We start from the raw sequence: 17,492 nt of genomic DNA on the forward strand, positions 1-17,492 counted from the left end.
GCAACCCTACGATCAGGGACATGACCTCTCTCGCCCGGACCGAACGCGCCGCCCTGTGCGACCTGGCCCTGGAGCTGGGCCCCGACGCCCCGACCCTGTCGGGCGAGTGGACCGTCAAGGACCTGGTGGTGCACCTGCTGGTGCGCGAGAGCAGCCCGTCGGCGGTGGGGATCGTGGTACCCGCTCTGTCGCGGCTCACCGCGTGGGAGTCGGCACTGCGTTCGCGCCGCGACCTGCCCGACCTCGTCGAGCAGCTGCGCGAGGGACCTCCGCCCTGGTCGCCGATGCGGCTCGCCGCCGTCGACCGCGCGACGAACACCCTGGAGTTCTTCGTGCACCACGAGGACATCTGGCGAGCGCAGCCCGGGTGGGAGCCTCGAGCTCTGGACGCACGCAGCCAGGACGCACTCTGGAGGGCGATCCGGGTGGCCGGCCGGGGCCTGGTCCGGTCGGCTGCGGTCGGCGTCACCCTCGCGCGCAGCGACTCCGGGGAGCGGGCAGTGCTCAAGAGCACCGAGCCGACTGTCGTCGTCCGCGGCCGGCCGTCGGAGCTCGTGCTGTTCGTCTACGGCCGCCAGCCGCAGGCCCGCGTGGAGCTCGACGGCGCGGCAGCCGACGTCGCCGCGCTCACCGGTGCGGACCTCGGGGTCTAGCGGACCGGGTAGCCGGCCTCGCTGAGCGCCTGCTTGACCTCGCCGACCCGCAGCACGCCGAAGTGGAACACCGTGGCGGCGAGTACGGCGTCCGCGCCGGCCTCGACCGCGGGTGGGAAGTGCTCGACCTTGCCGGCACCACCGCTGGCGATCACCGGGATGCTGACCTCGCCGCGCACCAGCCGGACCAGCTCGAGGTCGAAGCCGTCCTCGGTGCCGTCGGCGTCCATCGCGTTGAGCAGGATCTCCCCGGCACCGAGCTCGGCGGCCCGGCGGGTCCACTCGACGGCGTCGATCCCGGCGCTGCGCCGGCCGCCGTGGGTGGTCACCTCGAAGCCGGAGTCGGTGCCCTCCGCGCGCCGCGCGTCGACCGAGAGCACGAGCACCTGGTTGCCGAACCGGTCGGCGATCTCCGCGATCAGCTCGGGGCGGCGGATCGCCGCGGTGTTCACCGCGATCTTGTCCGCACCGGCGCGCAGCAGCCGGTCCACGTCCTCGACGCTGCTGATCCCGCCGCCCACGGTGAGCGGGATGAACACCTGCTCCGCGGTCTGCGAGACGATCTCGAGGGTGGTCGCCCGCTCCTCGTGGGAGGCGGAGATGTCGAGGAAGGTCAGCTCGTCGGCGCCCTCGGAGTCGTAGACCTTGGCCAGCTCCACCGGGTCGCCGGCGTCGCGGAGCTCGCGGAAGTTGATCCCCTTCACGACCCGGCCGTTGTCGACGTCGAGGCAGGGGATCACCCGGACGGCGAGGCTCATCGGCGCTCCGCCGGGAGGGTCAGGTCGAGGGCGTCCTCGAGCGTGAACCGGCCCTCGTAGAGCGCGGTGCCGATGATCGCGCCCTCGACCCCGGCCTCCACGAGACCCATCAGCGCCTCGAGGTCGGCGAGCTCGGTGATCCCGCCCGAGGCGACGACCGGGCGGTCGGTGGCGGCGCACACGTCACGGAGCAGGTCGAGGTTGGGACCCTGCAGCATGCCGTCCTTGTTCACGTCGGTGACCACGTAGCGGGCACAGCCCTCGGAGTCCAGCCGGGCGAGCACCTCGTAGAGGTCGCCGCCCTCACGGGTCCAGCCGCGGGCGGCCAGGGTCCGGCCGCGCACGTCGAGCCCGACCGCGATCCGGTCGCCGTGCTCGGCGATCGCCTTCGCGCACCACTCGGGGTGCTCGAGCGCGGCGGTGCCGATGTTCACCCGCCGGCACCCGGTGGCCAGCGCGGCCTCCAGGGACTCGTCGTCGCGGATCCCGCCGCTCATCTCCACCGCGATGTCGAGCCGGCCGACGATCTCGGCGAGCAGCTCCCGGTTCGCGCCGCGCCCGAACGCCGCGTCGAGGTCGACCAGGTGCAGCCACTCCGCACCCCGGTCCTGCCAGTTCATCGCGGCCTCGACCGGGTCGCCGAACCGCTTTTCGGACCCGGCGACGCCCTGCACCAGCTGGACGGCCTGTCCTCCCGCGACGTCGACGGCAGGCAACAGCTCGAGGTATCGGCTCATGGGCTCCAGCCTAGGAGAGCCACCGTGACCGCCGTACCACGTCCCACCCGGCGGGCGGGTGCACACGTGGCGCACTCACGCAGGCGCGAGCAGCCCGACTGTGGCGAGGTGCCACCACCGTCTGGACCGGACTGGCGGCTGCAAGCGTTCAGCTGACCGGTTGTGACGTGGGTTCAGCCGCTGAGGCGGTCACAACCGTTCACCTGACCTGTTGTGACGGCGCCTGCCGCCGGCTCCGACGCGGGACCGTCGGTGTCCGGACCGACCTACGGTCCTGCTACTTGCGGCGCAGCAGGGCCGCGGCGAGCAGCGGCGCGGTGACCGCGCTGACGATCAGCACCGCGAGGCTCACCGGCCAGTCACGCCAGACCAGCGCCACGGCGACGTTGACGGCGAGCAGGAGCACCACCAGCAGCCGGACGCGGAACCGGCGCCGACGCGCCAGCGGTCCGTCGGGGCGGCCGACCGGCGCGTTGGGACGCTTCTTGGCCGCGGGTGTGCGCGGCCCGGACTGCTTCGGAGTCGGCCTGCCCTTGCCCGCCTTCGCGCCGTTCCCGGCCGGCTTGCGGGGCTTGTGGTGGTGCTGCGGCTGGGTGATCGACGCGCCACCGTGCTTGCCCAGCACCTCACCGGAGCTCTTCATCGACAGCGGCCGCTCCGTGCGGTCCTGCTCGTGCCCCTGGGCAGCGGTGCGGACGGCCGCCTCGTGCTCGCGTGCGGCCCGGTTCCTGGCTCGTTCCTTGCTCACAGTGACTCCACCCAGTTACGGAGCAGCGCTGCTCCTGCGTCCCCGGACTTCTCGGGGTGGAACTGCGTCGCGGACAGCGGCCCGTTCTCGACCGCGGCGACGAACCTGTCGCCGCCGTGCTCGGACCACGTGACCAGCGGCGCCTTCGTCCGCCCGTCGGTCTGGAGCCTCCAGTCTCGCACCCCGTAGGAGTGCACGAAGTAGAAACGCTCGTCCTCGATGCCCCGGAACAGCGTGCTTCCCTCGGGCACCTCCACGGTGTTCCAGCCCATGTGGGGTACGACGGGCGCCTCGAGCCGCTCGACGACCCCGGGCCACTCGTCGAGGCCTGGGGTGTCCACGCCGTGCTCGACTCCGTGCTCGAACAGGATCTGCATGCCCACACAGATGCCGAGCACCGGGCGGCCGCCGGCGAGCCGCCGGCCGATCACCTCGTGGCCACGGGCGGCGCGGAGGCCCTCGACGCACGCGCGGAAGGCACCTACTCCGGGCACGACCAGGCCGTCGGCCTCCTGCGCGAGCGCCCGGTCGGCGGTGAGCTCGACGTCCGCACCGGCCCGCTCGAGGGCCCGGTGGGCGGAGCGGATGTTGCCCGAGCCGTAGTCGAACAGGACGACCCTGGGCTTGGTCCCGGGTGTGGTCACAGCGATCCCTTGGTGCTCGGCACCCCGGTCTCGCGCGGGTCGAACGCGACCGCGTCGCGCAGCGCCCGCGCGACCGCCTTGAACTGCGCCTCGACCAGGTGGTGCGGGTCGCGGCTGGACAGCACCCGCACGTGCAGCGCGATCTGGGCGTGGTGGGCGATGGTCTCGAACACGTGCCGGGTGAGCGACCCGATGTAGGGGGCGCCGGTGCCGCCGATGGTGACGAACACCTGCTCCTCGGGCTCGCCGACGTGCACGCAGTAGGGCCGGCCGGAGACGTCCACCGCGCACTGCACGAGGGCCTCGTCGAGCGGCACGAGCGAGTCGCCGAAGCGGCGGATCCCCCGCTTGTCGCCCAGCGCCTCGCGCAGCGCGTCGCCGAGCGCGATCGCGGTGTCCTCGACGGTGTGGTGGGCGTCGATGTGGATGTCGCCGACGGTCTGCACGGTCAGGTCGACCAGCGAGTGCCGGGCAAGGGAGCTGAGCATGTGGTCGTAGAACCCGACGCCGGTCGAGATGTCCGCCCGGCCGGTGCCGTCGAGGTCGAGCTCGACGAGGACCTTGGACTCCTTGGTCTCGCGCTCGATGCGCGCGGTTCGGCTCATGGGTTCAGTACCTCCATCAGGGCGGCCCGGAAGGCCGCCATCTCCTCCGGCGTGCCGACCGAGACCCTCAGCCAGCCCTCCGGTCCAGTCTCACGGATCAGCACACCGCGGTCGAGCAGGCCCTGCCAGACGGCGTGCCGGTCCTCGAACCTGCCGAACAGGCAGAAGTTCGCGTCGCTCTCGGCGACCTCGAGCCCCTGCTCGCGCAGCCACACCACGAGCTGGTCGCGCTCGGACCGGAGGTCGTCGACCCGGCCGAGGAGCTCGTCGGCGTGCCGCAACGCGGCGAGCGCGACGGCCTGGGTGACCGCGGAGAGGTGGTAGGGCAGCCGCACCACCCGCAACGCGTCGCAGATCTCCGGTGCTGCCGCGAGGTAGCCGAGCCGGGCACCGGCGAGCGCGAAGGCCTTGCTCATCGTGCGTGACACGACCAGGTTCGGCGTGGTGGGCAGCAGCTCCAGCGCGCTCGGCGTGCCGGCTCTACGGAACTCACCGTAGGCCTCGTCGATGACCACCACGCCGGGTGCTGCCGCACACACGGCGCGGACGGTGTCGAGCGGCAGTGCGGTGCCGGTCGGGTTGTTCGGTGACGGGAGGAGTACGACGGTCGGACGGTGCTCCTCGATGACCGACACGGCGTGGTCGACGTCGAGGGTGAAGTCCTCCTCGCGGTGGCCGACCACCCAGCCGGTCATCGCGTCCCGGGCGTACTCGGGGTACATCGAGTAGGTCGGCGCGAACGACACCGCTACCCGACCCGGCCCACCGAAGGCCTGCAGGATCTGCAGCATCACCTCGTTGGAGCCGTTGGCGGCCCAGACCTGGTCGGGTGTGACGCCATGGCCGAGGTACGCCGCGAGCGCGGTGCGCAGCTCGGTGAACTCCCGGTCGGGGTACCGGTTGAGGGTGCGCGTGACGTCCGCGACCGCGGCAGCGACGTCGGCGACCACTGCCTCGCTGGGTGGGTAGGGGTTCTCGTTGACGTTGAGGGCGACGGGCACGTCGAGCTGGGGGGCGCCGTAGGGCTCGATGCCGCGCAGCTCCTCCCGGAGAGGAAGGGTCATCGTCGCGGCCTCAGCGGTCTCCGAGGCGGACCCGCACCGCGGCCGCGTGGCCGGGCAGGTCCTCGGCGTGGGCGAGGTTGACCACGTGGTCGGCCACGTCGCGCAGCGCCTGCTCGTCGTAGTCCACCACGTGCACCGCCTTGAGGAAGGACCGCACCGAGAGCCCCGAGGAGTAGCAGGCGGCGCAGCCGGTCGGCAGGACGTGGTTGGAGCCGGCGGCGTAGTCACCGAGCGAGACCGGGGCGAACGCACCGACGAAGACCGCTCCGGCGTTGCGGACCCGGGCCGCCCAGCGCTCGGCGTCCTCGGTCTGGATCTCCAGGTGCTCGGCGGCGTAGCCGTTGACGACCGCGAGCCCCTGCTCGAGGTCCTCGACCAGCACGATCGCCGACTGCTGACCCGACAGCGCGGTGGTGATCCGCTCGACGTGCTTGGTCACCGAGATCTGCTTGTCGAGCTCGGCCTCGACCTCGGCGGCGAGCCGCTCCGACGGGGTGACCAGGACCGAGGCGGCGTTGGGGTCGTGCTCGGCCTGGCTGATCAGGTCGGCGGCGACGAAGGCGGCGACGGCGGAGTCGTCGGCGAGGATCGCGATCTCGGTGGGGCCTGCCTCGGAGTCGATGCCGACGACGCCCTTGAGCAGACGCTTGGCCGAGACGGTGTAGATGTTGCCGGGGCCGGTGACCATGTCGACCGGGCGGCAGGGACCTGCGCCGTAGGCGAACATCGCCACCGCCTGGGCGCCGCCCACGGCGTAGACCTCGTCGATGCCGAGGAGCGCGCATGCGGCGAGGATCGTCGGGTGCGGCAGCCCGCCGTTGCTCTTCTGCGGCGAGGACGTCAGCGCGATCGACGGCACGCCCGCGACCTGCGCGGGGACCACGTTCATCACCACGCTGGAGACCAGCGGGGCGAGCCCGCCGGGCACGTAGAGGCCGACCCGCTCGACCGGCACCATCCGCTGGCTGACCGTGCCGCCGGGCACCACCTGGGTGACCTTGTCGGCCTCGAGCTCGGCCTCACAGGTCAGCCGAAGTCGGCGGATGGACTCCTCGAGGCCGGCACGCACAGCCGGGTCGAGCTCGTCCAACGCACGGTGCAGCGCCTCGGCGGGCACCGCGATGTCGGTCTGCTCGACCCCGTCGAACCTGGCAGCGAACTCGGTGATCGCCTCGACCCCGCGATGGCGGACCGCGTCGCAGATGGGGCGGACGACCTCGAGGGTGGCCTCGACGTCCATCTCCGCACGCGGCACGACGCTGCGGTGGTCAGGGGCCTGCGCGGACGACGTGTCGGTGCCCGTCGTACCCCTGAGATCGATCCGGCGAATCATGCCCCCAGTGTAGGGGCGGCGACCGAGCCCGCCCGGTCCGTGTCAGCGCCCGGACCGCGGGCGACGGCATCGGCGGCTCCGGGATGGGTAGGTTGTTCGCCGTGACCGACGAGCTGCCCCTGTTCCCGCTGAACACCGTGCTGTTCCCGGGTCAGACGATGCAGCTGCACGTCTTCGAGGACCGCTACCGTGCGCTCGTGCACCACCTGCTCGCCGTCCCCGACCGCAGCCAGCGACTGTTCGGGGTGGTGGCGATCCGCGAGGGCTACGAGGTGGGGACCCAGGGGGTCCAGTCCGTGCACCGGGTCGGCTGCGTCGCCCAGATGACCACGGTGGTGCCGGGTCAGGACGGCACCTTCGACATCGAGATCGTCGGCCGAGAACGCTTCCACCTGCAGTCGATGGACGCCTCCGGGGCCTACCTCGTCGGCAGGGTCGACACTGCCCCCGACACCACGGACCCGTCCGCCGGGCCGGGGCGTACGTCGACCGAGGCCGCCCGCGCGAGGGCCACCTTCGCGGCGTACCGGCAGCGGCTGTCGGAGATCCGCGGCGCGGACGTGCTCGACGTGGAGCTGCCCGACGACCCGGTGTACCTGTCCTACACCCTCGCCGCGACCTGCCTGCTCACCCTCCGGGAGCGGCAGGCCCTGCTCGAGACCGGCAGCGCGGACGAGCGGCTGGTGATGCTGCGCTACGCGATGCGCGAGGAGATGCGGGCCATGCAGGCGGTGCCGTCTCTGCCCGCCACCGAGGTGTCCCGCACCGGATGGTCGCCGAACTGATGGGCCGCAACAAGCGTGGCTCCGCCGGAACCCCCGCGACGGTCGCCCTGACCCGGGCGGGAGTGGCCTTCACGACGCACGCCTACGAGCACGATCCCGCAGCCACGAACTTCGGGCTCGAGGCTGCCGAGGCCCTGGGCCTGGACCCCGCTCAGGTGTTCAAGACCCTGTTCGCCGAGGTCGACGGCCGGCTTGTCGTCGGGATCGTCCCGGTCTCGGGGCAGCTCGACCTCAAGGCGCTCGCCGCCGCCGTGGGCGGGAAGAAGGCGGGAATGGCCGACCCGGCCGACGCCGAACGCGCCACGGGGTACGTCGTGGGCGGGATCTCGCCGGTCGGCCAGAAGCGCGCCCACCCGACCGTCCTCGACGAGTCGGCCCTGCAGTTCGAGACCGTCTACGTCTCCGGAGGCAGGCGGGGGCTCGACATCGGGCTCGCGCCACGCGACCTGGTCGCGGTCACCGACGCCCGGACGGCGCCGATCGCCCGCTGACGCGGCCCGGCTCAGCCGGTGGGCACGCGGGTCAGCGCGTGGTCAGCCGGAGCAGGCCGCGCTGGACCCCGTCGTCGGTCCAGCTGCTGATCCCGAGCGCCTCGAGGGGGCGGAGGTTCGCAGCGAGCTCGGCCGAACCGTCCGCGCGGGCATCGCCGTAGTCCTCGACCAGCCGCCCCACCCAGCCGTCGCCGGCGCTGAAGTCGACGAAGAGCACTCCACCGGCACGGTCGGCCTGGGGCACGGCGTCCCGGAACGCCGCTGCGTCCCCGAGGTCTCCTGCCCCGGCGAGGGTCTCGACGTAGTCGCGGTCGAGTCCGAAGGCCACGACCCCGTCGCCGGACTGGACGACCAGCTCGTCGGTGCGGGCACCCAGGCGGGCGCGCACCTTGTCGACCACGGCCAGGATCTCGTCGGGGTCGCCGCTCACGCGGACCCCGGCGGGCAGCCGGGAGAGGTCCTCGCGCTCGAGCGCCGTCCCGACCTCGATCCCCGAGTCGACGGCGAGCGCGAGGCTGTCGCCGAGCAGGGTCTCGGCGTCCTCGGGCAGGCTGAGTCCGGTGCGGGACTCGACCAGCCGGAACATCGGGTCCAGCGGCAGACCGCCGGACAGCTCGGTGAACGTGTCGAGCGCGGTGCTGAACCAGCCCTCCTCGAATGCCCAGGCCGCCGCGGCGCCGGTGGTCGCCGGCAGCTCGGTCACGTCCGTGCCGTCCTGGCCCGGCGCACTGCCCTCGGGCAGGCCGCCGCCGGCCACCTCGAGCTCGAGGGTCTCGTCGGCGAACCGCAGCACCGCGGCCGCGCCCTCGAAGTCCTCGGTGACGCCGCCCGCGATCCCCGGACCGCCGCCCAGCCCGGAACCCAGCGGCCCGGCGCCCAGGTCGAAGGAGTGACCGAGCGAGCCGGCCGGCCCGTTGCCCGCGTCGAGCCCGGCGTACCCGCCGTTGTGCGCGTGTGACTCCAGCTCGCGAGCCAGGGTCTCCAGCTGGGCAGGCGCCTCCGGGGAGAGGTAGCCGGTCGCGATGCCGGCCTCGCCAGCCTCCTCGGTCCACCGTTGGAAGATGGCGTCGTCGGCGAGGCTCGCGTCAGCGGCACCGTCCACGGCGGCCTCGGCGACCTCGGTGGACTCCGCGATGACGACGTAGCCCTCCCCCGCCGCGACGCCCGGCTCGTGCTTGCGCGGCCCGTCGGCGATCGTGCAGTCCGCGAGATCGGCGAGCGCGGCGGTGGCCTCCTCGGTGCTGCTGACCTGCAGCGCCACGAGGACCTCGGGTGCCTGGGACCCCTTCACGTCGTCGGCACCCGGCACGACCGCGAAGGCTGCCCGGTCACCGATCCACGGCGCGACGTCCTCGTCGTAGTCCACGCCGGGGCACTGGGCCAGTCCGCTGCGGTCGAAGGCCCACCGGCGCAGGTCGTCGGAGGCGTCGAGACCCAGCTCCTCGTCGACTGCGGGGAACTTCTCGAGCATGCGGACGGCCTCGAGCTTCTGGCCCGCGGACGGGTCGAGGTCGACGCTCAGGTAGGCCAGGGTGTCCGCCGGGAGCGCGGTCGCCGGCTGGGTGCCCGACGCCATCAGGGACAACGCGGTCCAGCCACCGAGCGCGACCACGCCGGCGACCCCGGCAGCGGCGAGACCGAGCACGGCCACCCGGCCGGGACGGCGGCCGCGGGTCGCCTCGGTCACCGACGGGGGCTCGGCGTCGCCGAGGTACTCGGGCTCCCCGGGCGGAACAGGAGTGGTCGGCATCGTGCCTCCATGGCCGGACGGTCTGCGGGGTGTGCGGCTACTACGCTACGGCCTCAGTGATCGGCGCGCTCACTGTCCGGGTGACCCTGAGAGGCGGGCCCGGTAGGGTCGCCGACCGGCTGCTCCGGGCCTCGGGGCAGGCCCGGCGAGGACCAGAGCACCATGAGCGCGCCGGCGAGCACTGCGATGGGCCACAGCAGGTAGGCCACGTCGGCGGTGACCACCAGCTCGACCGGCACGCGCGCGCCCCGCGTCGCGCCCGTCAGCGCCGCGTCGGGGTCACCGGGTCCCAGCAGCCGGCCGGTGACTGCCATCACGCCGGCGGCGAGCGCCGCGCCCAGGACGAGCAGGGCCGAGGTCAGCCGGTAGTCGCGGGAGCGCCACCAGGTCAGCAGCAGCCCGCTGGGGAAGCCGAGCACGATCGCCAGCACGGAGTACCAGCCGTCGGCGTTGAACCGCTTCGAGAGCTCCAGCTCCCCCATCGCCCCGCCACCGGGAGCCAGGGTGTACTCGGCGGGGTCGACCAGGAGCCACCACAGGAGGCCGCCGAGCAGGCCGAGGCCGACGAACGTGCCCAGCACGGCCACGACGTCCGCACGGGCGCCGTCGCCGAGGTGCCGCCTCACGAACCCGCCAGGCAGCCCGGGCCGAGCAGGGCCTTCAGGTCCGCGAACAGGGCCTGGGTCGGGGTGACCCGCAACCGGTCGTCGAGCCGCAACACGGTCGTCGAGGTCTTGGTCAGCAGCCGCAAGCGTACCTCGGTGACACCCGGGTGCGTCCCGAGGACGTCCTTGAGCTGCTCGACGACCGGCGGGGTGCACCGGGTGGACGGCAGGGAGATGACCACCGGCCCCGAGGGTCCGTCGGAGAGGTCGGGCAGGCTGACCTCCTGGCCGTGCAGCTCCGGCTGGTCCTTGCTGCGGCTCAGCCGGCCCTTGATCGTGACGATCGCGTCCTCGTTGAGCATGGTGCTCGCCAGCTGGTAGGCGCTCGGGAAGAGCAGCACGTCGATGCCACCCTCGAGGTCCTCGAGGGTCAGCATGGCCCAGGCGTCTCCGCGCTTGGTGATCTTGCGCTGCACGGAGGTGATCAGCCCGCAGACGGTGACGGTGGAGCCGTCCGGTCGGTCCTCGTCGACGAGGAGCTGCCCGATCGTGCAGTCGCTGCCGTTGGCGAGGATGTGCTCGAGACCCATCAGCGGGTGGTCGGAGACGTAGAGCCCGAGCATGTCGCGCTCGTGGCCGAGCAGCGTGGTCTTGTCCCACTCGTCGATGTCGGGGATCGCCACCGCCATGTCGAAGGCCGCCTCGGAGCCTGCGTCGAGATCGTCGAAGAGGGAGTCCTGACCGCCGCCGGAGTCGCGCTTGATCGTGGCGTAGCGATCGGCTGCGTCCTCGTGCACGGCCATCAGCGCGCGACGTCGGTGCTTCATGTCGTCGAAGGCGCCGGCCTTGATCAGCGACTCGATGACCCGCTTGTTGCAGACCTGGGCCGGGACCTTCTCCATGAAGTCGTTGAAGTCGAGGAACCGTCCCTTCTCCTCGCGCGCGGCGATGATCCCGTCGACCACGTTGCCACCGACGTTGCGGATCGCGGACAGGCCGAAGCGGATGTCCCGGCCGACCGGGGTGAAGTTGAAGGCGGACTCGTTGACGTCGGGCGGGAGCACCTGGATCTTCATCCGGCGGCACTCGTTGAGGTAGATCGCCGACTTGTCCTTGTCGTCCTTGACCGAGGTCAGCAGGGCCGCCATGTACTCCGCGGGGTAGTTCGCCTTGAGGTAGGCCGTCCAGTAGGAGACCAGGCCGTAGGCCGCCGAGTGCGCCTTGTTGAAGGCGTAGTCGGAGAACGGCAGCAGGATGTCCCACAGCGTCTGCACGGCGTCCATGGAGTAGCCGCGCTCCTGCATGCCGGCGGAGAAGGCGGCGAACTGCTTGTCCAGCTCGGCCTTCTTCTTCTTGCCCATGGCGCGCCGCAGCAGGTCCGCCTGTCCGAGCGAGTAGCCCGCAAGCTTCTGGGCGATCGCCATGACCTGCTCCTGGTAGACGATCAGACCGTAGGTCTCGCCCAGGATGTCCTCGAGCGGCTCGGCCAGCTCGGGGTGGATCGGCACGACCTCCTCACGTCCGGTCTTGCGCCGGGCGTACTTGTTGTGGGAGTCCGCCCCCATCGGGCCGGGCCGGTAGAGCGCACCGACTGCGGAGATGTCCTCGAACGTGTCGGGGCGCATGCTGCGCAGCAGGGCCCGCATCGGGCCGCCGTCGAGCTGGAACACGCCGAGGGTGTCACCACGCTGGAGCAGCCGGTAGGTCGCCTCGTCGGTGAGGTCGAGGTCCTCGAGGACGACCTTCTCCCCGCGGTTGGCCTCGATGTTCTTCACCGCGTCGTCGAGCACGGTGAGGTTGCGCAGACCCAGGAAGTCCATCTTGATCAGGCCGAGGGTCTCGCAGGTCGGGTAGTCGAACTGCGTGATCATCGCGCCGTCGGAGGGACGCTTCAGCAGTGGGATGACGTCGACCAGGGGCTCGCTGGACATGATCACCCCGGCGGCGTGCACGCCCCACTGCCGCTTCAGGCCCTCGATGCCGATCGCGGTGTCGACCACCCGCTTGACGTCGTTGTCGCCCTCGTAGAGCGAGCGGAACTCGCCGCCCTCGCCGTAGCGCTTGTGGTTGGGGTCGAAGATCTCCTTGAGCGGGACGTCCTTGCCCATCACCGCGGCCGGCATCGCCTTGGTGATCCGGTCGCCCATCGCGAACGGGTAGCCCAGGATCCGCGAGGAGTCCTTCACCGCCTGCTTGGCCTTGATGGTGCCGTAGGTGACGATGTAGGAGACCCGGTCGTCGCCGTACTTCTCGGTGACGTAGCGGATCACCTCGCCGCGCCGGCGCTCGTCGAAGTCGATGTCGAAGTCGGGCATCGAGACCCGGTCGGGGTTGAGGAAGCGCTCGAAGATCAGGCCGTGCTCGAGCGGGTCGAGGTCGGTGATCCGCATCGCGTAGGCCACCATCGAACCGGCGCCGGAGCCGCGGCCCGGACCGACCCGGATGCCGTTGTCCTTGGCCCAGTTGATGAAGTCGGCGACCACGAGGAAGTAGCCGGAGAAGCCCATCTGGGTGATGACGCCGATCTCGAAGTCGGCCTGCTTGCGGACCTTGTCGGGGATGCCGCCGGGGTAGCGGAAGTGCAGGCCCTTCTCGACCTCCTTGACCAGCCACGAGTCCTCGTTCTCACCGGGCGGGCAGGGAAACCGGGGCATGTAGGTGCCGGTGCCCTCGGTGAAGGAGACGTCGCACCGCTCGGCGATCAGCAGCGTGTTGTCGCACGCCTCGCGCAGCTGGTACTTGTCGGCCCACAGCGCGCGCATCTCCTGCGCGGACTTGATGTAGTAGCCGTCGCCGCTGAACGCGAACCGCTGGCCGGGACCGTCACCGGCCGGGATGTCCATCGTGCTGCCGGAGTTGATGCACAGCAGGTGCTCCTGGGCGGCGGCGTCCTCGCGGTTGACGTAGTGGGAGTCGTTGGTGGCCAGCAACGGGATCTGGAGGTCCTTGGCGAGGCGGAGCAGACCGTCACGCACGCGGTTCTCGATGTCGAGGCCGTGGTCCATCAGCTCCAGAAAGTAGTTCTCCCTGCCGAGGATGTCCTGGAACTCACCCGCCACCTGCCGCGCGGCGTCGTAGTTGCCGTAGCGCAGGTGGACCTGGACCTCGCCGGAGGGGCAGCCGGTCGTGCCGATGATGCCCCTGCTGTGCTGGGCGAGCAGCTCACGGTCCATGCGCGGCTGCTTGAAGTACCCGTCGCGCCAGGAGCCCGTGGAGAGCCGGAAGAGGTTGTGCATGCCCTCGGTGCTCTCCGAGAGCAGGGTCATGTGGGTGTAGGCACCGCGCGCGGAGACGTCGTCGGACCCGCCGTCGTAGAAGTTGACGCCCTTCTTCTCGAACCGGGAGATGTTCGGCGTGAAGTAGGCCTCGATGCCGATGATCGGCTTGACCCCGGCGTCGCGGGCCTTCTTGTAGAACTCGTAGGCCCCGAACACGTTGCCGTGGTCGGTCATCGCGACCGCGGGCATCCCGAGCTCGGCCACCCGCTCGGTCAGCGCCCCGAGCCGCGCGGCCCCGTCCAGCATGGAGTACTCGGTGTGGACGTGCAGGTGCACGAACGAGTCGTTGGCCCCGGACCCGACACTCATGGCGGCTGCTCAACCCTTCCGACCGGACTTGGACACGCTGAAATCGACCGAGGGTGACCACGGCCTGACTCCTTGGGGAAGAGGTGTCAGCCTACGTCACCGATGGACCCACTTGTCGCAGACCCGCGGATCGACCTGGAAGCCAGGTTGCCAGGGGGCACCGACAGTTCTCGGGAGCCTCCTCACAGGCCGCTCAGTCGGTCTTCGCGGCACCCCAGCCGTGCCAGCGCTCGATCTCCACCCAGGCCGAGACCCGCCCGCGGTCCCGAGTCGGGTAGGCCCGTCCGGTGTAGTGCCGGCTGAGCCGGTCGATGTCGGCCAGCCCCTCGTCGTCGCGGAACTCCACGACCCGGCCGATGATGCTGACGTGGGTGTACCACCCGGCCTCGTCCAGGACGGTCAGCGAGACGCGGGGGTCGCGGTGCAGGTGCCCGAGCCGGCGCCGGTCCTCGTCCATGTTCACCAGGATCCGGTCACCGTCGAGGAGGTACCAGGTGGCGACCGACACGGGGTGCCCGTCGGAGCGGAGCGTCGAGATCACGCACGGGTTCGGTTTCGCGAGCAGGTCGCGCACGTCTGGGGGCAGCGGGGGGCGGGCCATGCGGGCTCCTCCTCGAGCAGGTCCGGGCTTACCCGTCGAACCTATCGGTCCCCGGGCAGCCAGCGCATGCGTACGTCGGGCGCCTGCTCGTCGTTGCGGGACCCGTCGGTCTCCTCCACGTCGACGAACCCGTGCGCGGCGTACAGCCGTCGGGCCGGGAGATTGCTCTGGAACACCCACAGCTGCAGTCCGGACGGGCGCAGCGCCTTCGCCAGCTGCAGCAGGGCGGTGCCGACACCCTGGCCCTGGTGCGCCGGGTCGACGTAGAGCGAGTGCAGCCACCCCTCCTCGAGCAGCATCAGCCCGAGCACCGTCGTGCCGCGCTCGGCCAGCCAGGCCTCGCGCTCGCCGCCGAGCTGGTGGCCCAGCCAGACACGGTCCTCCTCCACGGTGTGCACCGGGGGTGGCATGGCGGGCACCGCGGCGCGCCGACTCGCGCTGAACATCCTCGCCACCGCGTCGAGGTCCTCGGGTGCGGCCGGTCGCAGCTCCAGGTCGGCGACCGGCTCAGACCTCATCGCGGATGACGTCGAGGGCGTGCTGGAGGTCCGCGGGATAGGGCGACTCGTACTCGACGTACTCACCGGAGTCGGGGTGCTCGAAGCCGAGGCGTACGGCGTGCAGCCACTGCCGTTCGAGGCCCACCCGCTTGGCGAGCACCGGGTCCGCGCCGTAGGTGAGGTCCCCGACGCACGGGTGCTTGAGCGCGGACATGTGCACCCGGATCTGGTGGGTGCGGCCGGTCTCGAGGTGGATCTCGAGCAGGCTGGCGAAGCGGTGCGCCTCGAGCGTCTCGTAGTGCGTCACGCTGTCGCGGCCGCCGGACATCACCGCGAACTTGTAGTCGTACCTCGGGTGCCGGCCGATCGGAGCGTCCACGGTGCCGCGCAACGGGTCGGGATGGCCCTGCACCAGGGCGTGGTAGGTCTTGTCGACCGTGCGCTGCCGGAAGGCGTTCTTGAGCACGGAGTAGCTGTGCTCGCTCTTGGCGATCACCATCACCCCCGAGGTGCCGACGTCGAGGCGCTGGACGATCCCCTGCCGCTCGGCGGCACCGCTGGTGGCGATCCGGAAACCGGCGCCGGCCAGGTGGCCGACGACCGTGGGACCGGTCCACCCAGGACTCGGGTGCACTGCGACGCCGACGGGCTTGTCGATCACCACGATCGCGTCGTCGTCGTGGATGATCGAGATCCCCTCGACCGTCTCGGGGATCACCGCGACCGGGTCGGTCCGCGAGGGGATCTCCACGTCGAGCACCGAGCCGGCGTGGACGCGATCGGACTTGGCTGCCGGCTCGCCGTCGAGGGTGACGTTGCCGGCTGCGACCAGCTCGGCGGCGCGGCTGCGCGAGAAGCCGAACATCCGGGCCATCGCCGCGTCGAGCCGCTCACCGGCCAGGCTGTCGGGCACGCTCAGGGTGCGGAACTCGGCGGCTCCGGTGGCCTCGGGATAGGAGCTCACGACGCCACCTCCTCCGCCTTCTCGGCGTCACCGTGACGGGAGCCGTCCACGTTGATGCCGCGCAGTGCCTGGAGGACGATCGTGCCGGCGGCGATGTTGATGCAGATGTCGGCGACGTTGAAGACCGGGAAGTTCGGCAGCATCAGGAAGTCGACGACGTGCCCCTGCAGGACGCCCGGCTCACGCACGATGCGGTCGGTGAGGTTGCCCGCCACGCCGCCGAGCAGGAAGCCGAGCGCGATCGCCCAGCCCGTGCTGCGCAGCCGGCGGGACACCCAGATCACGACGGCGACCGCGATGATCGCGATCACCGAGAGCACCTCGGTGTGACCGGTCAGGAAGCTGAACGCGGCCCCGGAGTTGTGCGTCAGGTAGAGCGAGAGGACATCACCCACGACGGGGATCCTCGGCCGCCCCTCGAGGTGCGCCAGGGCCAGCGTCTTGGTGAGCAGGTCGAGGGCGTAGGCCGAGACCGCGATTGCCGCGAACAGCCACAAATGAGGCCGACGGGACCGAGTGGTGCTCTCCTGGGACGTGTTGTCGCTGGGGTTCAGCGACGCTCCTCGCGCTGCTTGCATGACAGACACAGTGTCGCACGCGGGAACGCCATCAGCCGCATCTTGCCGATCGGCTGCCCGCAGCTCTCGCAGATCCCGTAGCTGCCGTCCTCGATCCGCTCGAGGGCGTGCTCGGTCTGCGCGAGCATCTCGCGGGCGTTGTTGGCCAGGCTCATCTCGTGGTCGCGCTCGAAGGTCGTCGAGCCCACGTCGGCCTGGTCGTTGCCCGCGCCGTCGCCGGCGTCACGCATCAGGTCCGCGAGCTCGTGCTCGGCGAGGTTGAGCTCGGAGCGGAGCCGGTCGCGCTCGGCGTGCAGCTCGTCTCGGACCTCCCCGAGCTCCTTGGCCGTCCACGGCTTCTCGTCGGACTTCACCGCGAGCTTGTCGGCGGTCTTGCTTGCCGGTGTCTTGGTCACCTTGGCCTCCTGGGACGAGGAGGGCGCCTTCGCGGCTGCCTTCGTGGGGGTGCTCTGCTTGGCCGCGGTCTTCTTCACGGTCGTCTTCTTGGCCGCGGTCTTGACGGCCGGGGTCTTCTTGGCCGGTGCCTTCGCGGCGGGTGCCTTCTTGGCCGGTGTCTTCGGCGCGGGTGCCTTGGTGGTGGGCGCCTTCTTGGCCGTGGTCTTCGCGGTGGAGGTCTTCTTCGCCGCCGTCCTGGTCGCCGCGGCCGTCTTCGCCGGAGCCTTGGCCACCGGGGCCTTCTTGGCGGGGGCCTTCTTGGCGGCGGCCTTCGTCGCCGGAGCCTTCGTCGCCGGAGCCTTCGTCGCGGGCGCCTTCGTCGCGGACGCCTTCTTGGCGGGGGCCTTCTTGGCGGGGGCCTTCTTGGCGGGGGCCTTGTTGGCCGGAGCCTTCGTCGCGGGTGCCTTCGTCGCGGGTGCCTTCTTGGCCGCGGACCTGGCGGCCGCGCTGGTGGAACCTGCAGCTCGCTTCGAGGCCGCCGAGGACTTCGTGGTGCTGGACTTCTTCGCCGGAGCCTTCTTGGCGGCGGGCTTGGCCACGGCGGGCTTGTCGGCCGCACCCTTCGACCGTCGAGTCACGCTGGAGGTCACTCGCTTCGCGGCAGCCGCGGTCTTGCCGGCGAGCTTCTTCGCGGTGGATCGTGCCATGGCCGCA

The 17,492-nt window shown here is 71.3% G+C and carries 18 protein-coding genes; 3 read left to right on the top strand and 15 right to left on the bottom strand.

The genetic code is table 11. The features are described from left to right. Positions 1–20: 20 nt before the first annotated feature. Positions 21–653, top strand: coding sequence for a TIGR03085 family metal-binding protein (locus tag ACYVIH_RS20590; protein ID WP_460871416.1), 633 nt, complete (start codon positions 21–23; stop codon positions 651–653). Here the strand turns inward: ACYVIH_RS20590 and hisF are convergent. The 7 genes from hisF to hisD form a co-directional block, all read right to left on the bottom strand. Beyond that, the gene (hisF, locus tag ACYVIH_RS20595; RefSeq protein ID WP_460871417.1) at positions 650–1,411 is read right to left on the bottom strand and encodes an imidazole glycerol phosphate synthase subunit HisF; all 762 of its coding nucleotides are present in this window, start codon (positions 1,409–1,411) and stop codon (positions 650–652) included. The genes ACYVIH_RS20590 and hisF overlap by 4 nt on opposite strands. After that, complete coding sequence (gene priA, locus ACYVIH_RS20600; RefSeq protein ID WP_460871418.1) at positions 1,408–2,148, bottom strand: bifunctional 1-(5-phosphoribosyl)-5-((5-phosphoribosylamino)methylideneamino)imidazole-4-carboxamide isomerase/phosphoribosylanthranilate isomerase PriA; 741 nt, start codon at positions 2,146–2,148, stop codon at positions 1,408–1,410. The genes hisF and priA overlap by 4 nt, the downstream gene beginning before the upstream one ends. A gap of 277 nt (positions 2,149–2,425) precedes the next feature. After that, positions 2,426–2,896, bottom strand: coding sequence for a hypothetical protein (locus tag ACYVIH_RS20605; protein WP_460871419.1), 471 nt, complete (start codon positions 2,894–2,896; stop codon positions 2,426–2,428). Further along, positions 2,893–3,540: an imidazole glycerol phosphate synthase subunit HisH gene (hisH, locus tag ACYVIH_RS20610; protein ID WP_460871420.1), complete on the bottom strand. Its 648-nt coding sequence runs from the start codon at positions 3,538–3,540 to the stop codon at positions 2,893–2,895. The genes ACYVIH_RS20605 and hisH overlap by 4 nt, the downstream gene beginning before the upstream one ends. Next, positions 3,537–4,145, bottom strand: a complete 609-nt coding sequence (gene hisB, locus ACYVIH_RS20615) for an imidazoleglycerol-phosphate dehydratase HisB (protein WP_460871421.1) — start codon at positions 4,143–4,145, stop codon at positions 3,537–3,539. The genes hisH and hisB overlap by 4 nt, the downstream gene beginning before the upstream one ends. Beyond that, entirely contained in the window at positions 4,142–5,209 is a 1,068-nt protein-coding gene (locus tag ACYVIH_RS20620; protein ID WP_460871422.1) for a histidinol-phosphate transaminase, read from the bottom strand. The genes hisB and ACYVIH_RS20620 overlap by 4 nt, the downstream gene beginning before the upstream one ends. Before the next feature lie 10 nt (positions 5,210–5,219). Continuing rightward, a complete protein-coding gene (gene hisD, locus ACYVIH_RS20625; protein WP_460871423.1) occupies positions 5,220–6,542 on the bottom strand; it encodes a histidinol dehydrogenase in 1,323 nt (440 codons plus the stop codon). A gap of 101 nt (positions 6,543–6,643) precedes the next feature. Here hisD and ACYVIH_RS20630 point away from each other — a divergent pair, with 101 nt between their 5' ends. Together ACYVIH_RS20630 and ybaK are read left to right on the top strand one after the other, a co-directional pair. Next, positions 6,644–7,327 (top strand): LON peptidase substrate-binding domain-containing protein, encoded by a 684-nt coding sequence (locus ACYVIH_RS20630; protein ID WP_460871424.1) that lies wholly within the window; start codon positions 6,644–6,646, stop codon positions 7,325–7,327. After that, positions 7,312–7,818, top strand: a complete 507-nt coding sequence (gene ybaK / locus ACYVIH_RS20635) for a Cys-tRNA(Pro) deacylase (protein WP_460871425.1) — start codon at positions 7,312–7,314, stop codon at positions 7,816–7,818. Before ACYVIH_RS20630 ends, ybaK begins: the two co-directional genes overlap by 16 nt. 31 nt (positions 7,819–7,849) lie before the next feature. Here the strand turns inward: ybaK and ACYVIH_RS20640 are convergent, their stop codons facing one another. From ACYVIH_RS20640 to ACYVIH_RS20675, 8 genes are all read right to left on the bottom strand, one after another. Further along, entirely contained in the window at positions 7,850–9,568 is a 1,719-nt protein-coding gene (locus ACYVIH_RS20640) for a DUF3352 domain-containing protein (RefSeq protein ID WP_460871426.1), read from the bottom strand. 53 nt (positions 9,569–9,621) lie between these two features. Next, positions 9,622–10,194, bottom strand: a complete 573-nt coding sequence (locus ACYVIH_RS20645; protein ID WP_460871427.1) for a hypothetical protein — start codon at positions 10,192–10,194, stop codon at positions 9,622–9,624. Next, positions 10,191–13,760, bottom strand: coding sequence for a DNA polymerase III subunit alpha (gene dnaE, locus ACYVIH_RS20650; RefSeq protein ID WP_460871428.1), 3,570 nt, complete (start codon positions 13,758–13,760; stop codon positions 10,191–10,193). Before dnaE ends, ACYVIH_RS20645 begins: the two co-directional genes overlap by 4 nt. Positions 13,761–13,953: 193 nt before the next feature. Next, on the bottom strand, positions 13,954–14,361 hold the full coding sequence (locus ACYVIH_RS20655) for a PPOX class F420-dependent oxidoreductase (RefSeq protein WP_460871429.1): 408 nt from the start codon (positions 14,359–14,361) through the stop codon (positions 13,954–13,956). Positions 14,362–14,402: 41 nt separating this feature from the next. After that, positions 14,403–14,879, bottom strand: coding sequence for a GNAT family N-acetyltransferase (locus tag ACYVIH_RS20660; protein WP_460871430.1), 477 nt, complete (start codon positions 14,877–14,879; stop codon positions 14,403–14,405). Then, the gene (locus tag ACYVIH_RS20665; protein ID WP_460871431.1) at positions 14,869–15,825 is read right to left on the bottom strand and encodes an RluA family pseudouridine synthase; all 957 of its coding nucleotides are present in this window, start codon (positions 15,823–15,825) and stop codon (positions 14,869–14,871) included. Before ACYVIH_RS20665 ends, ACYVIH_RS20660 begins: the two co-directional genes overlap by 11 nt. Continuing rightward, positions 15,822–16,403 carry a signal peptidase II gene (gene lspA, locus ACYVIH_RS20670; protein WP_460871432.1) on the bottom strand — a complete coding sequence of 194 codons (582 nt, stop codon included), beginning with the start codon at positions 16,401–16,403 and terminating at the stop codon, positions 15,822–15,824. The genes ACYVIH_RS20665 and lspA overlap by 4 nt, the downstream gene beginning before the upstream one ends. Continuing rightward, positions 16,376–17,485 (bottom strand): TraR/DksA family transcriptional regulator, encoded by a 1,110-nt coding sequence (locus ACYVIH_RS20675; RefSeq protein WP_460871433.1) that lies wholly within the window; start codon positions 17,483–17,485, stop codon positions 16,376–16,378. The genes lspA and ACYVIH_RS20675 overlap by 28 nt, the downstream gene beginning before the upstream one ends. Positions 17,486–17,492 lie beyond the last annotated feature (7 nt).

This window comes from Nocardioides pakistanensis (genome assembly GCF_054781215.1).